Source organism: Paenibacillus sp. JJ1722 (assembly GCF_048282685.1).
Taxonomy (GTDB): Bacteria; Bacillota; Bacilli; order Paenibacillales; family Paenibacillaceae; genus Paenibacillus; species Paenibacillus polymyxa_B.
Genome location: NZ_CP182500.1, coordinates 2,518,098 through 2,531,576, shown reverse-complemented (window position 1 = coordinate 2,531,576; position 13,479 = coordinate 2,518,098). Strand labels below are relative to the sequence as shown.

At 45.4% G+C, this 13,479-nt stretch carries 16 protein-coding genes; 2 read left to right on the top strand and 14 right to left on the bottom strand.

What is annotated here, in order from left to right; all coding sequences use genetic code 11:
- Nucleotides 1-114 precede the first annotated feature (114 nt).
- Nucleotides 115-753, top strand: coding sequence for a class I SAM-dependent methyltransferase (locus ACM1ND_RS11530; protein ID WP_418027741.1), 639 nt, complete (start codon nucleotides 115-117; stop codon nucleotides 751-753).
- Nucleotides 743-1,612 (top strand): aminoglycoside 6-adenylyltransferase, encoded by an 870-nt coding sequence (locus ACM1ND_RS11525; protein WP_053325341.1) that lies wholly within the window; start codon nucleotides 743-745, stop codon nucleotides 1,610-1,612. Before ACM1ND_RS11530 ends, ACM1ND_RS11525 begins: the two co-directional genes overlap by 11 nt.
- A gap of 49 nt (nucleotides 1,613-1,661) precedes the next feature.
- Here the strand turns inward: ACM1ND_RS11525 and ACM1ND_RS11520 are convergent, their stop codons facing one another.
- The 14 genes from ACM1ND_RS11520 to ACM1ND_RS11455 form a co-directional block, all read right to left on the bottom strand.
- The gene (locus tag ACM1ND_RS11520) at nucleotides 1,662-3,530 is read right to left on the bottom strand and encodes an alpha/beta fold hydrolase (protein ID WP_418027739.1); all 1,869 of its coding nucleotides are present in this window, start codon (nucleotides 3,528-3,530) and stop codon (nucleotides 1,662-1,664) included.
- A 60-nt stretch (nucleotides 3,531-3,590) separates the two neighbouring features.
- Nucleotides 3,591-4,172, bottom strand: coding sequence for a TetR/AcrR family transcriptional regulator (locus ACM1ND_RS11515; RefSeq protein ID WP_237449079.1), 582 nt, complete (start codon nucleotides 4,170-4,172; stop codon nucleotides 3,591-3,593).
- A 66-nt stretch (nucleotides 4,173-4,238) separates the two neighbouring features.
- On the bottom strand, nucleotides 4,239-4,583 hold the full coding sequence (locus ACM1ND_RS11510) for a cupin domain-containing protein (RefSeq protein ID WP_028542344.1): 345 nt from the start codon (nucleotides 4,581-4,583) through the stop codon (nucleotides 4,239-4,241).
- Between the two features lie 121 nt (nucleotides 4,584-4,704).
- Nucleotides 4,705-5,040 (bottom strand): YolD-like family protein, encoded by a 336-nt coding sequence (locus ACM1ND_RS11505; RefSeq protein WP_028542345.1) that lies wholly within the window; start codon nucleotides 5,038-5,040, stop codon nucleotides 4,705-4,707.
- Between the two features lie 12 nt (nucleotides 5,041-5,052).
- Nucleotides 5,053-5,247 (bottom strand): hypothetical protein, encoded by a 195-nt coding sequence (locus ACM1ND_RS11500; protein ID WP_013310131.1) that lies wholly within the window; start codon nucleotides 5,245-5,247, stop codon nucleotides 5,053-5,055.
- A gap of 104 nt (nucleotides 5,248-5,351) precedes the next feature.
- Nucleotides 5,352-5,840 (bottom strand): hypothetical protein, encoded by a 489-nt coding sequence (locus ACM1ND_RS11495; protein ID WP_023988408.1) that lies wholly within the window; start codon nucleotides 5,838-5,840, stop codon nucleotides 5,352-5,354.
- An 85-nt stretch (nucleotides 5,841-5,925) separates the two neighbouring features.
- Nucleotides 5,926-6,288, bottom strand: coding sequence for a response regulator (locus ACM1ND_RS11490; RefSeq protein WP_023988407.1), 363 nt, complete (start codon nucleotides 6,286-6,288; stop codon nucleotides 5,926-5,928).
- A gap of 333 nt (nucleotides 6,289-6,621) precedes the next feature.
- Complete coding sequence (locus ACM1ND_RS11485) at nucleotides 6,622-7,611, bottom strand: metal ABC transporter substrate-binding protein (protein ID WP_069079665.1); 990 nt, start codon at nucleotides 7,609-7,611, stop codon at nucleotides 6,622-6,624.
- Between the two features lie 52 nt (nucleotides 7,612-7,663).
- A complete protein-coding gene (locus tag ACM1ND_RS11480; protein ID WP_028542348.1) occupies nucleotides 7,664-8,512 on the bottom strand; it encodes a metal ABC transporter permease in 849 nt (282 codons plus the stop codon).
- Nucleotides 8,458-9,165: a metal ABC transporter ATP-binding protein gene (locus tag ACM1ND_RS11475; protein ID WP_025724201.1), complete on the bottom strand. Its 708-nt coding sequence runs from the start codon at nucleotides 9,163-9,165 to the stop codon at nucleotides 8,458-8,460. The genes ACM1ND_RS11480 and ACM1ND_RS11475 overlap by 55 nt, the downstream gene beginning before the upstream one ends.
- A 217-nt stretch (nucleotides 9,166-9,382) precedes the next feature.
- Nucleotides 9,383-10,405: an ABC transporter substrate-binding protein gene (locus ACM1ND_RS11470; RefSeq protein ID WP_418027734.1), complete on the bottom strand. Its 1,023-nt coding sequence runs from the start codon at nucleotides 10,403-10,405 to the stop codon at nucleotides 9,383-9,385.
- A 64-nt stretch (nucleotides 10,406-10,469) separates the two neighbouring features.
- Nucleotides 10,470-11,258: an ABC transporter ATP-binding protein gene (locus ACM1ND_RS11465; protein ID WP_069079663.1), complete on the bottom strand. Its 789-nt coding sequence runs from the start codon at nucleotides 11,256-11,258 to the stop codon at nucleotides 10,470-10,472.
- Nucleotides 11,255-12,364 (bottom strand): FecCD family ABC transporter permease, encoded by a 1,110-nt coding sequence (locus ACM1ND_RS11460; RefSeq protein WP_034095024.1) that lies wholly within the window; start codon nucleotides 12,362-12,364, stop codon nucleotides 11,255-11,257. The genes ACM1ND_RS11465 and ACM1ND_RS11460 overlap by 4 nt, the downstream gene beginning before the upstream one ends.
- Entirely contained in the window at nucleotides 12,361-13,413 is a 1,053-nt protein-coding gene (locus ACM1ND_RS11455; RefSeq protein ID WP_418027732.1) for a CobW family GTP-binding protein, read from the bottom strand. Before ACM1ND_RS11455 ends, ACM1ND_RS11460 begins: the two co-directional genes overlap by 4 nt.
- Nucleotides 13,414-13,479 lie beyond the last annotated feature (66 nt).

The window sequence follows — 13,479 nt, the reverse complement described above, 5'->3', positions numbered from 1 at the left end:
AGCTTTTTTCTTTCCCAATGCTTCCGATGGTTTCTTAATCCTAAACACGGTAGACTTGTTCATGATGTAAGTGATAATGTTATATTATTCCAATCACTTGAGATGAGGTGCGCTATGCTCGAAAAAGATACGCATGAAATTCTGGCTTATTATGATGGCGGTGCAGAAATAGGCAGGTTAGAGCGAGGCATAGGAAAAATAGAACTGGAAAGATCAAAAGAAATCATTTCACGTTATCTCAGGGAGTCTACTCATGTTATTTACGATATCGGCGGCGGTGTAGGGGTCTACTCTTCGTGGCTGGCGGAGCTGGGATACGAAGTTCATCTATTTGATCTATCTTCCCAAGCCATTGAATTCGCTCGTCAGCAGCAACTGAATAAACCCATCATCAGCAAGCTGGAAACCGCGGATGCCAGAAATCTTGATCGTAAAGATGAAAGCGCGGACATCGTGCTATTGATGGGACCTTTATATCATTTAACGGAACAGAAGGAACGAGTAAAAGCACTGCAAGAAGCGGCGCGTGTCTTAAAAAAAGGTGGAACGCTGATTACTTCAGCTATTTCCAGGTTTGGCTCGCTACTGTGGGGGCTATCGGTGTACGGTGAGTGCAATACCATTGTGGAGGAAGATGCGTTCATGGATATGGTCAGACAGGAGCTAACAGATGGTCAGCATGTGCGCCCTGCTGCTTGTCCACGTTTTTCTCCTTTAGATACCGCTTGTGGAGACAACTATTATGAGAAGTGAACATGAAATGCTTCATACCATTCTCCATCTTGCTCAAGAGGACGAACGGGTACGTGCCGTGATTCTGAATGGTTCACGCGCCAATCCACATGCTCCACGGGACATTTTTCAGGATTATGATATCGTCTTTCTCGTATCCTCCATGGACAGCTTTATTCAGGAACGTCGCTGGATCAACCATTTTGGTGAATTGATCATTATGCAGACGCCCGATGAGCATATGGAACCTACTCCGATGCCCCGTGATCGTTTTGCTTTTCTCATGTTATTTACGGACGGCAATCGCATAGATCTTACTCTCTATCCTACAGAAAACATCGCCAATTGGACCCGAGACAGCTTAAGTGTACTGCTGCTGGATAAAGACGGGCTTGTGCAGCCTTTCCCACCGCCAAGTCTTCAAGATTATAAGACGATACCCCCAACCGCCCAAGCCTATGCGGATTCCTGCAACGAGTTCTGGTGGGTCAGTACTTATGTGGCTAAAGGATTATGGCGACAAGAGCTGCCCTATGCTAAATTTATGCTGGATCGGCCTGTTAGAGATGCGCTCCACTTGATGTTGGAATGGCATATTGGTATACGAACAGACTTCGCGGCAGATCCGGGTAAGCAGGGAAAATATTTCGAGAACCACCTTGAGCCTGAACAATGGACAGCCTACATCCAAACGTTTGCGGATGCAGATTATGAACATATGTGGCAGTCTCTTTTTATCATGGGAAATTTATTTAGAGAAGTTGCCTTGGAAGTAGCGAACCATTATGGTTACGAATATCCGACTCTGGACGATCAACGTGTTACGAACTATCTCCATCACGTAAAAGCTCTCCCAGCAGATGCTAAGGACATTTATTGATAAAAAACCAGTCGGCACTTGATTTATATGTGCTAGGCTGGTTTTATTTTTATACACTAACGTTATTCTGTCGTATGTGCTGCTTTAGATATTGCGCTGTTCGTTCCGGTTGCGAGATCGGAAAATGATGGGCTGCCGGAATATTCAGCGTATGCAGGGCATGAAATGGCTCGGGCAACTTATAGATCTGATCCTTCACACCCCATAGAATCGAAACCTCCTCTTTATCCATTCTTTCGGGTATCTCAGGGACCGACCGGAAGCTATCGGACTTGGTTAGCATGGCTAGGGCTTGCGCAGTCGTCTTTCTTACGCGTGGGGAACGCATTTCTTCAAGAACATATGTGATGTATGCTGACGGGATATCGTCGATACTTTCAAAACAAGTCTGCGCAAGCAATTGCTTGCGTAAGCCTGACTCGCTGAGTCTGCCTAGCATACTCTCCGTAATTCGTGCGCTCCGATATCTACGCGGAGCAGTATGCAATACAGGCTGCAATAGGTGTAAGCTACTGATACGATCAGGTACGCGTTCCCGTGCCTTAGCAGCTAGTAGTCCGCCGAACGAATGACCTACAAGGCAGATTGGCGTTTCCAAAGCCTGAATAGCCTGCACTAACGATTCAATGTGGCCTTCTAGTACATCCTCCTTATGATGGTATGGGGAACGGCCAAAACCGGGAAGATCCACCAAGCAAACAGAGGATTCCGGAAATTGATTTGCCAGCGGTATCAAACAATCTGCCCCGCTGAAAGTACCGTGAACTAATACGATCGTTGGATTTCCATTCTTCACCCTTCGCTCCAGGGTAGCTAATGGCCCACGTCTGTTGCGGACATATCCATCTGTATCTATGGTGGAATGAGCAATCCTGAAATCAAGATCAGTAATGACAAAAGGGAACATGCTTTTGTTCGTCGCCTGTGACAACCCGTATTTACGTTGAATCTCTCGTGCTGCATCCAGTGGGTAGTCCACATCCACGATAAAATCGAGTGATTCCTTCGGAATACCTAACTTTTGGCCCAGAGGAGTACCCAGTATACTGGTTAGCCAAGCTGGCGAGATCGAACCGAGCGGTTTACAGACACGAAGCTCCTTCGCCATATTCGTTCCCAGCTCTATCATCGTTGGACTCTGCTGCCTGTCATCCATCAAGTAGTATGTTTCACTAGCAGGATGTGATTCCTTCGTAAGAACACTGATCAATTCGGCTGCATGATCTACATGGACCAAGGGAAGCCAATGAGATTTTCCGCCGGGGACAAGTCCCATAAGCTTGCGCGCTGTAGAACCTACGAGAATGCCTAGCCCACCAGTTTGGGGCGTATCCCCAGACTCTGAGTCACCCATGACAACGCTCAAATGGACAACCGAAAGCGGAAATCCTTCCTTGTGTGCTCCTTGACGAATACGCAAATCAGCCAAAAATTTCATCCGTTCATATGGAGGCGCTTGTTCCAAATGATCGATGATGGGCTCGGGAGTAATCCAATTATGATCATTAAAAGGGCTTTTGTACCCAACCAAATGGATAAAATGTCGTAACCCTTTGCTCGCATGAATATGTGTAGCCAACGTTATCATTTCTTCTGCTGCTTGTAGAAAAGCTGCTCTCGCATCCTCCTCTCCCAGCAGAATATCCATCGGACCTCCTGCATGAATTATCACATCTGCTGTCTCCACGAGTTGCCTGTCAACAGGATTTAATCCTAGAGCAGGTATACTCAAACCGCCAATAACCGGTGTTAATTTCCCGGTATGCCACGCTGTCTCCAAATCCATTTGCCTGCATATTTGTTCCCACTTCTGCTGCGAACGAACCAGGACGGTAATAGTGTGTTCCTCCTTGGAAAGTTGTCGTAACGTATGCATGCCGATAAACCCTGTGCCGCCCGTGATAAAGATATGTGCCATATACGAAACCTGCCTTTTTTAATTTTTAGTACTTCGTAGTACTAATAAAGATTAAAAAAATCACTTTAGCAGAAGTGCTAAAGTAAATTTTAAATTTTCGAGTATGCTCGGGTCCTGGCTTGCATGCTGCAGAAAGAGCGCACCTTCAATGGCCGAGATGATGAATTGGGCCGTCGACCTCGCAGGAAGTTCAGCCTGAATCTCTAATCTTTCCCTTCCCTCGTTCAGCAATATTTCTACGGTAGTGATTTGGCTTTGGAAGAACTGACTTATTTTATTCCGAAACAAGGCGCTATCTTGAGGCATTTGCGTATAAAGAGTAATAAAGGGACAGCCTCCCAAACTATCTGTCTCTTGCTCTGTCAGCAATTGAAGAAGGATTTCAAAACGTTCCTGAACAGACTGATCCTTACGCGAAACAACTTCATAAATCATCTCATTATACGTTTGAATCAGTTGATCCAGAATGGCTGAAAGTAGCTCTTCTTTACTTTTAAAATAATAGTAAATGTTCGTTTTGGACACATTGCTCACAGCCACAATTTCATCCATACTTGTTGCATGATATCCTTGGGTAAGAAACAATGAGGTGGCGATGCGCAGAACAACATCCCGATTCGTGATTTTATTTTTTTTCATCATATTTAGCACTATACGGTACTAAAAAAGACTTGTCAACCTTCGCTGGAACATGTCTACTCCAAAATATTATTTTTCGGCCAGAACCCGGTCACCTCTGCTCGCAGGCTGAGAAATAACCAAAAATTCAACATCCTGATTCGTTTCATTAAACATTTGATGAGGCACCATAGGAGGAACCTCACACCCTTCCTGAGATCCTAATTGGATTCGTTCACCATCCACTTCAAGTACCGCTGTACCTGATAAAATAAAGAAAAATTGGCGCGCATGATGATGATAATGTCTGACCTCATGTGTATTTCCGGGCATCCGCTCATGAATAATGCTCAAATCATTATTTTTCACCAAGCGCCAACCATCACATTGATCTCCCCATATATAATGTTCAGCATTATTTTTACTTATTTTCATATTGAACTCCTCCTTTTGCAATTACAGTTTTATTTTAAATATGGATTCATAGAGCTACAATCTTAATTTTAAAAAACGGCGGGACAAATGTAAAAAACACTCCGACTTAGTCAGACTGTTTTTATATATGCGCCTCGATAATTTCCTCCAACTTAATCCAGCTAAAATCCTCTTCCCCACGGGATAGCTTCACTTCTCGCCGACTTGTGTTAATTACTGTGACCAGTCCACGCAGCTCCTCATCATCAAATGGATTGAACACTTTTAGCGTAATAGGCTTACGTTCGTTATAGGATACGATAATGGCCTGTTCAATCTGCTGCATTTCCTGATCGTCCAGTGCTGGCTTGCCGCGCCTTCCTTGCTCCTTCATCAGTCTTAAATATGCCTCCCGATGCTCAGGCAAAATCATGCGCGAGCTTTCCCATATGCCATTTCCTTCAAGCTTTTTCCCCATCGTAAGCCCCTCCTATGCTGTTCTGGTTACCGGATGCCATGCCAATACATGATCTAATCGAAAAACACGTGGCTGGCCTGTCTGTAAACAGGTGGCTCGTATCAAGCCATTCTGCACACGATGCACCTCGATACGCCGATGAGACAGTTTGCCCTTCCGATCCAAATACACGATTTCCACGATCTGCCCCACGTATTTTTCCAACATGATCCTTCACTCCTTATCAGAACGTTTGTTTGTATTATATGCGAACATGCGTTTGATTATCAATGTAAAAAAATCCCCTGAGGGATTTGACTCTCTCAAGGGAATTAAAATTCATAGGTGGATAGCTTAATATCTTCTTTATTCAAATCTTTCAGCGGATAGACAGGGCCATTCCAATAAGTCAGAATATCAAGCGGCTCATTAGTACCATGTTCTTTTAAAGAAAGAGATAATTCAAGTAATAAATGTGGAAGTTGATAAGAGCTTGTTAAAAACTGATATTCCTCTGGACTTTCACAGTCTTCTGCTCGATAGAACACAAAGTATCCCTCGGTATGATCCCCAATGAGTACAATATAGCGAGCAAGAAACATAATTTCGCCATTGGCAAAAGGAATGGAATGTGTCGAAGCAGAGATCAAGTCGGTCTCTAATCCCTCAATACGAAGGGTAAGTTCATTGTTAAGAGCATCCATTCTTTCCCTTTGTTCGCTGACGAGGTGTTCATAATTTACAGGGACAAGCCCTCCATTCTTGATCGTAGCGATCAGTTCGTCTATAAATACTTTTTGAGACAACACTCGATTGCTCATCCTATTCATCTCCATATTCGTGAAAATAAGCATGGAATTCTCGCTTTAACATGTTCAATATTTATGTATTAAAAATCTTGATTCCTTAACTCCCCAGCATTTTTGTGACTGCATTCACGACCCTTTCCATCTCAAATGGTTTAACAATAAAGTCTTTTGCACCTGCCTGAAATGCTTTTATAATCGCTTCCTGCTGCCCCAAAGCAGAACACATCAAAATATTGGCTTGGGGATCAAGCTCTACAATCTTTTTAACAGCCTCAAGTCCGTCCATCTTAGGCATATTAATATCCATGGTGATTAAATCGGGACGAAAGTGTGCGTATTTCAAAACAGCATCATACCCATTTTCTGCTTCCGCAATAACAGCGTGACCTAAATCCAAAAGAATATCCTTAAGCACAGAACGCATAAATAAAGAGTCATCCACTACTATAACTGTTGCCAAATTAACCTCTCCAATCCGTTGTCAAATGATATGCACGCCCAAACTTCAATATCGGTGAATAAACTAGTAATATTAATAGAAAGAATCTGTAAAAATAAAAACGCTACCAATGAATTATAAAAGAAATTTGAAACTAGCTACTACAGAATTAGTTTTCAAAAAAACGTTTCACAATGACGTAAATCATTTCTGAAAAGCAAATTACAAAGGACTATATATCTACTGAATCTAGAGCACTAGCCCAAAAAGTACAATCTTCTTAGATAGTTATAAAAAAACTGACGCCGGTATCATTCCGACGTCAGTTTTTAAACTTATTCATTTAAGAATTCCCTATTCATTCAGAGCTTTTTTCAAAGCCTCCAGATTGTTTTTCATTACACCAAGGTAATCCAGGTTCTTCTGTTTGTCTTCATCCGTCAATCCTTCGAGCGGATTCAGTACATCGGTTTTTGAACCGATTTCAGTAGCTACGGTCTCAGCAACCTTCGGATCAACAAGAGTTTCGAAGAAAATCGTTTTAACATTATTTTCTTTAGCAAATTTGATAATACCCGCCAGCTTGTCCGGTGTAGGCTCTTGCTCTGGAGATAATCCGGCAATAGGTACTTGGGTCAGACCATATTGCTTAGCCAAATAACCAAAAGCAGCATGCTGCGTAATAAAGTCTTTACGTTTTACATCTTTCAGACCTGTTTTGAACTCGTTATCCAGATCCTTCAGCTTGGCGATATAAGCATCAGCGTTTTTCTCATAATCAGCTTTGTTTGCCGGATCGGCTGCCACAAGCCCTGCTTCAATGGACTCTACTTCTTTTTGGGCCAAGACTGGATTAAGCCATACATGAGGGTCCAGCACATGATCGTGATCATGGCCTTCCTCTGCGTGTGCTTCTTCTCCTTCTTCCTCCTCAGCAGTGCCTTCCATCAGGTTTAACCCTTTGCTCGCTTCAACTACAACACGCTTATCGTTGGACGCGCTGCTCAAAGCCTGTTCTGCCCAACCTTCGACGATACCGTTATAAACAAATACGTCAGCATCCTTAACCTGTGCCATATCTTTGGCGCTTGGTTCCCAGTCATGCGGCTCAGCACCGGCAGGAATCAACGCGGTTACGTTAGCATGGTCTCCAGCAACTTGCTTGGTAAATTCATACATTGGATAAAAAGTGGTGACCACATTCAGCTTGTCTGCTGTTTGTGCCGCATTCGGCTCGGTTTGGGAAGCATTTGTAGCTGTATTATCAGATTTGGCTCCGCAGCCAGACAAAATAAGTGCTAGTCCCGCAGACAATACAAATGATTTTTTGAACCATGTATTCATATTCATTACTCCTTTATGTGTTAGTTTTTAGTCACTCTCACTGTAATTACACTCACTGGCCTGTCGCATTCTTCCGTCGGGAAGCCTGCTGCTTGCCCAGCTTACGGACCAGCTTTTGAATACCAGCTCCTACGATCAGGAATAATAACAGCACCATGGCAATTGTCCCCCCTGGGGGTGTACTAAGTTCATACGACGCCGTTAAACCCATAAATACGCCGATCAATGCAGTGATCATAGATATCCAGATGGCTGCCGCGAAGCTCGGTGCGATTCGAATCGCCAGCGCCGCAGGGAGCACGATGAGTGAGGAGACAAGCAGTACACCGACAATCGGCATTGCAGCAGCTACAATCATCCCTGTTAAAATACTAAATGCAAATGAGATGGACTTGACAGGAAGACCATTAGTCTTCGCCGTTTCTTCATCAAAGGTAATCTGATACAATGGACGCCGGAATACAAAAAAGAAAATACCTCCGATCACAGCCACTACAATCATCAACATCAGCTCTGTCTGATTGACCGCTACTACCGAACCGAACAAATAAGCGGAAAACCCTTTGTTGATGCTCTGATTCAGATTCATTAAAATAACGGCCGTCGAGAGGCCACCTACCATAATAATAGCCACAGATATCTCACTATATGTTTTATAAGACCTGCGGACGTATTCAACGATAATCGCGCCGATTACGGCAACAATAAATCCAGTTATCGTTGGGTTAATGCCTAAATAGGCACCCGCTGCCACCCCTGCCAGCGATACATGCGATAGCATGTCCGCCATGAGAGCCTGACGCCGTAGCATCAGATAAACTCCAAGCACCGAGGCCAGCAGTGCAATTACCCCACCGGCACAAAATGCCCGCTGCATGAAGTCGTAGTGCAGCATTTCCATCCGCCATCTTCCTTCCTCTCAAGCTCAATAATTCGATCCAGATAATGTTGCACTTCCGATAGTCCATGGGTCACCATGACCACAGTTCTTCCATATTCCTTAACCTGCTGATTCATCAGATCGTAGAAATGATGGCGGCTTTCCTGATCCATTCCGGTCGTAGGCTCATCCAAAATGAGCAAATCCGATTCCTGAGCGAGTGCTCTTGCCACACAAATACGCTGCTTCTGTCCACCCGACAATTCTCCGATTTTACGGTGACGCAAATCCCACATGCCTACTTGACGCAGCGCCTGCTCAGTCAGATCATGATCCTCAGACCGCATACGGCGTAACCAAGAGCCATGAGTATATCTTCCTGAACGGACAAATTCCAAAATCGTACTTGGAAATCCGCCATTGAAAGCAGCAATTTGTTGGGATACAAATCCAACAACGAGCTTTTTGCCTTCACCTGTACGGTTAGACATGAACACCTTGCCCTTCCAAGGCTGAAGCAAGCCGAGCAACAGTTTGAGCATGGTTGATTTGGAAGCACCATTCGGTCCGGTAATAGCTACAAATTCTCCCGAAAAAATTTCAACATTGGCATCCACCAAGTTAGGAACGTCTCCGTAGCCAAATGTGACCTGTTCCAATGAGGCCAATAACATGACGCAAATCTCCTTTTCCTTTAAAAAGCCTGGAGCCATCTGAGCGATCATCATTTGCGCAGATTCTCCAGGTCGTTTATGATCATTAAACCATCTACCGTAATTATTACGATTTGGTAATAAAAAAATAAGCGTTTGATAAACGTAACCTTTACGCATTAGCAAGTTTAACAGTTTAGGCAAGGTTCGTCAATGTTTTGGAAACTCTTTTGTTTGTTTACTTCACCTTGTCCGGGTATAAGCCTGCCGCCAAGGTTTTCAACGCGATCGGAGCGCGCACGCCTTCAGCCGCTGCGGATAATGGCAGTACTATAAACCGTTTGTTTTTGATCGCTTCCACACCAGCCAGCGCAGGCTTGCTTAGGAGCAGCTTCTCTTTATCCGCCAGTGAAGTATCACCATAGTCGAGGATGACGATCACATCAGGGTTACGGTTCACAACCTCTTCCCAGCTTACCTCGGTAAAACTTTTGTCAATATCATCAAAAATATTTTTCGCCTTCACACTTTCAATCAAAGACGTTAGGTAATTGTTGGCAGCCGTAAAGGGCTTGTCTTCTCCGCTGTCATAGACAAACACCTTGGGTGCCTGTTCAACAACACCAATTTGAGTCTGAATGGACTGCACTTGTTCACGAATGTCATTTACCAGCTTTTCTGCACGCTCCTCAACCCTGAAAATACGCCCAATATTTAGTATATCCTGATACACATCTTCTAACGTGGGACCCGGTTTATTTGAGGACTCCTGTATATAGGTCAGCACCCCTTGTTTGGCTAGCTCCTCACGGGAACCCAGATTTTTATCATTAAAGGCACTCTTCCAGCCCGCATAGGCAAAATCCGGTGCAGCGGCCATAAACACCTCTTTGGACGGATATTGTCCGGCCAGTACCGGGATTTTGTCATATTGAGCCTTATATTTTGGCAAAATCTGATCATCCAAATACGCAGTTCCTACCATAGAGGATTCCAGTCCAAGGGCCAGCATAACCTCAGTTGCATGCTGGTTCAATGTAACCGCGCGTTTGGGCGCCTCGGGAAATACCATTTTAACGCCCATGTTCTCAAGCTCTACCAACGTCTTATTGGTTGCCGATTGCAATGCGGCAGGTTGCTGCCCGTTTGCCAATGGATCGCTTGTTTGAGCTGTGTTTCCTGCTGCGCAGGCTGATAACAACAGCATCATCGCCAAAGCGAGCATAACCAGCGGTAACGCGGGCTTGCTATATTTTTTCATATGTACCGTCTCCTCTTTTATTTGTAGTATATCTTACCTCATCGTATCACCTTTTCTGTTGACGTTATGGATAGCCTCCTCTCCTGAGAGAATCCGGTAAAAAGGTAATATTCGGCTTCCCGGTTTTTGGATGAATGCAGATTTCTGTCTCCACACCGAATACACTCCACAGCAGGTCTGGCTGAAGCACATCCTCCGTTATGCCAGAGGCTACCACTTTGCCTTCTTTTAATACATACATTCGATCACAATAAAATGCCGCCAAATTCAAATCATGTAGTGCAGCTAGCGTAGTTATCCGAAGTGTTTTGACCAAATCCAAAATTTGCAACTGATACCTGATATCCAGATGATTCGTCGGCTCATCCAAAACAAGAAATCTCGCCTGCCCGGCCAAAGCTCTGGCGATCAATACCCGTTGCTTTTCGCCGCCGGACAAGGTGGCAAAGCCCTGATCTGCCTGAGCATCCATGCCTACCCGCTCCAGCGCCTGCTCGACCAGTTCATGATCGACGACAGTATCTGCTTCCAGCAGTTTCTTATGCGGATGGCGCCCCATCAGCACGATGTCCCGTACTGAAAAATCAAACGTTTGCGGCGCATCCTGACTCACCACTGCCATTTGTCGGGCCGTCTCTTTATACTTCATCCGCAGCATATCCTGGCCATCCAACGTAACCAAACCACTGTCAGGCTTTAGCACACGATACATATTTTTGAGCAACGTCGATTTCCCGCTGCCATTCGGACCGATCAATCCGACCAGCTCCCCTGCTTTTACCTGGAGACAGATGCCGTCGATCAGCCGTTTGTCGTGAATACTGAAGGTCACGCATTCGACTTCTATATTCATTTTTCGCCTCCAAACGAGTAGGAACTACGACGCAGCAGCCACACAAAAAAGGGTCCTCCGCACACAGCCGTCACAATACCAATCGGCAGCTCCTGTGGAGCCAGCACGAGCCGGGCACATACATCAGCCCACACGACAAAAATAGCTCCCGCCAACAGACTGACAGGCAGTACACGCCGATGATCTGATCCCACTATCAGCCTAACGATGTGCGGAATCATAAGCCCGACAAAGCCAATCGAGCCACTAACTGATACGACTGCCCCGGTTAAAAGAGACGCCACAACAACCAGTAATACGCGGAACGCCTGTACGTTCACACCGAGCGTTACTGCGGTCTCTTCACCCGTTAGCAAAGCATTCAGCGAACGGTATCGGGTCAGGAGCACAGCCGTTCCAACGGCTACAATGAGGCTTGGAATAAAAAGTGTATCCCATTGAGCACCTGCCAGACTTCCCATCATCCAATACATCGCGTCACGAATGCCTTTTTCATTCGGGGCCATCGTAACGATAAAGCTAGTCACTGCCGACAGCATCATAGACACCGCCACCCCTGCCAGCAATAAGCGGGTCGTCGATATGCTCCCAGCCACACGGGCTAACGCGAACACCATAAGCATTGCAGTTAACGAACCTATAAAAGCAGATAAAGGCAGCGCAAGTCGTCCTAAAAATCCGAAAGCTCCGAACACAATCACCAACGTGGCTGTTACCGAAGCCCCAGACGAGACTCCTAAAATATAGGGATCTGCTAACGAATTACGGATTAATGCCTGTATAGTCGCTCCTGTAACAGCAAGTCCTGCTCCTACGACAACACCTAGCAGCACGCGTGGAAAGCGGATTTCCCAAACGATATATTGCTCAGGCTTGGTCCATGTCACGGGTATCCACTGGTCCAGCCAGGGAAGATGGGACAGTGCAATTCGCCATATCGTCCCCGGTGTGACAGCTACAGGACCCAGCATAACCGCGAGTGTGACCGAAAGCAACAGTCCAGCAGTCAGCAGCAGAATTGTTGTAAATCCCCAAGTAGGCTTGCCCGCTAGGTGTGCGCGAGAATTATGTTGTGATGGATTAAGGTTGCTCGTTCTCGAAGTCATGAACTACTCAATGGCTTTTCGGCCGCTTCCAGCTTTCTCAATTGTCCCTCGATCTCGGAAGCAGAGAAATTCTCACCCATGACAACCGCTACATCGTTCACTGGCTTTTGCGGGCGGATCGGAATGATTTCCAGCTCCCGATAGGCAAATTGAAACATCATCTGGCCCTCTGATTCCAGAAACCGCACAATTCCTTTGGCCCGGTAAATTTCAGCTGGCAAACTGCGGAACAACTGTTCAAACTCGGAGCGTGGCACAGGTTGTCCAAAGAAATGCGTGTGAACAACTACATGGTCGTAGGAATGATAATGCTCCCCATGTTCGTGGCCATGGGCGTGATCACGGTGATCATGATCATACGTGTGCAGATGATTTTCCGAATGAGAATGTTTACTCTTAATATCAACTGCGGATTCCTTATGCCGCGAAACGTCCATACGCTCCTCTCCTTGAGTGGAGAAAAAAATACCCGCGTCCACGTCACTTCGTTGCGTGCTCACAGTCAGAGCATATGGATTTAACTCTTTTACGAGGGCCTGTACTTTCTGCAACTCGCCCGCAGCCAATAAATCGGTCTTGTTAATAATCAGTTTGGAAGCGCACCGAAGCTGATCCTGCATCAAACGAAGCGACTTGCTTCTCTCGTTCCCCGAGGCAAAGTCCAGAAATTGATGCGCGTCTATGACCGTGATAACGGATTGTAAAATCATAGAGGAATAGATGGAGGCGTCTGTCACTGCATCTACAATCTCCATCGGGTTAGCCACTCCGGTACATTCTACAATAATCACGTCCGGCTTATATTCATCAGCAAGATTCATGAGCTCGACGCCCAAATCCCCGCGAATGGTACAGCATATACAACCGCTGAGCATTTCCTTCATGGGTGCTTGGCCATTCACCAAACTGCCGTCCAGATTAACATCACCCAACTCATTCATCAAAATGGCTGGCTTGAGGCCCTTCTCCTTGTAGTAAGCCAGCGCATGCTGAAGAAGAGTGGTTTTACCGCTACCCAAAAAACCGGATAAAACAACAATCGGTATCATATAACCCCTCCTTGTCTTTGCAACATTTAATATGGATCGTACCGTAAAAGTTTCCTTCTTGCAATC

Coding starts and splice junctions, on each gene's coding strand:
- ACM1ND_RS11530 (WP_418027741.1), top strand. CDS start 115: ATGCTCGAAAAAGATACGCATGAAATTCTGGCTTATTATGATGGCGGT.
- ACM1ND_RS11525 (WP_053325341.1), top strand. CDS start 743: ATGAGAAGTGAACATGAAATGCTTCATACCATTCTCCATCTTGCTCAA.
- ACM1ND_RS11520 (WP_418027739.1), bottom strand. CDS start 3,530: ATGGCACATATCTTTATCACGGGCGGCACAGGGTTTATCGGCATGCAT.
- ACM1ND_RS11515 (WP_237449079.1), bottom strand. CDS start 4,172: ATGATGAAAAAAAATAAAATCACGAATCGGGATGTTGTTCTGCGCATC.
- ACM1ND_RS11510 (WP_028542344.1), bottom strand. CDS start 4,583: ATGAAAATAAGTAAAAATAATGCTGAACATTATATATGGGGAGATCAA.
- ACM1ND_RS11505 (WP_028542345.1), bottom strand. CDS start 5,040: ATGGGGAAAAAGCTTGAAGGAAATGGCATATGGGAAAGCTCGCGCATG.
- ACM1ND_RS11500 (WP_013310131.1), bottom strand. CDS start 5,247: ATGTTGGAAAAATACGTGGGGCAGATCGTGGAAATCGTGTATTTGGAT.
- ACM1ND_RS11495 (WP_023988408.1), bottom strand. CDS start 5,840: ATGAGCAATCGAGTGTTGTCTCAAAAAGTATTTATAGACGAACTGATC.
- ACM1ND_RS11485 (WP_069079665.1), bottom strand. CDS start 7,611: ATGAATACATGGTTCAAAAAATCATTTGTATTGTCTGCGGGACTAGCA.
- ACM1ND_RS11480 (WP_028542348.1), bottom strand. CDS start 8,512: ATGGAAATGCTGCACTACGACTTCATGCAGCGGGCATTTTGTGCCGGT.
- ACM1ND_RS11475 (WP_025724201.1), bottom strand. CDS start 9,165: ATGTTATTGGCCTCATTGGAACAGGTCACATTTGGCTACGGAGACGTT.
- ACM1ND_RS11470 (WP_418027734.1), bottom strand. CDS start 10,405: ATGAAAAAATATAGCAAGCCCGCGTTACCGCTGGTTATGCTCGCTTTG.
- ACM1ND_RS11465 (WP_069079663.1), bottom strand. CDS start 11,258: ATGAATATAGAAGTCGAATGCGTGACCTTCAGTATTCACGACAAACGG.
- ACM1ND_RS11460 (WP_034095024.1), bottom strand. CDS start 12,364: ATGACTTCGAGAACGAGCAACCTTAATCCATCACAACATAATTCTCGC.
- ACM1ND_RS11455 (WP_418027732.1), bottom strand. CDS start 13,413: ATGATACCGATTGTTGTTTTATCCGGTTTTTTGGGTAGCGGTAAAACC.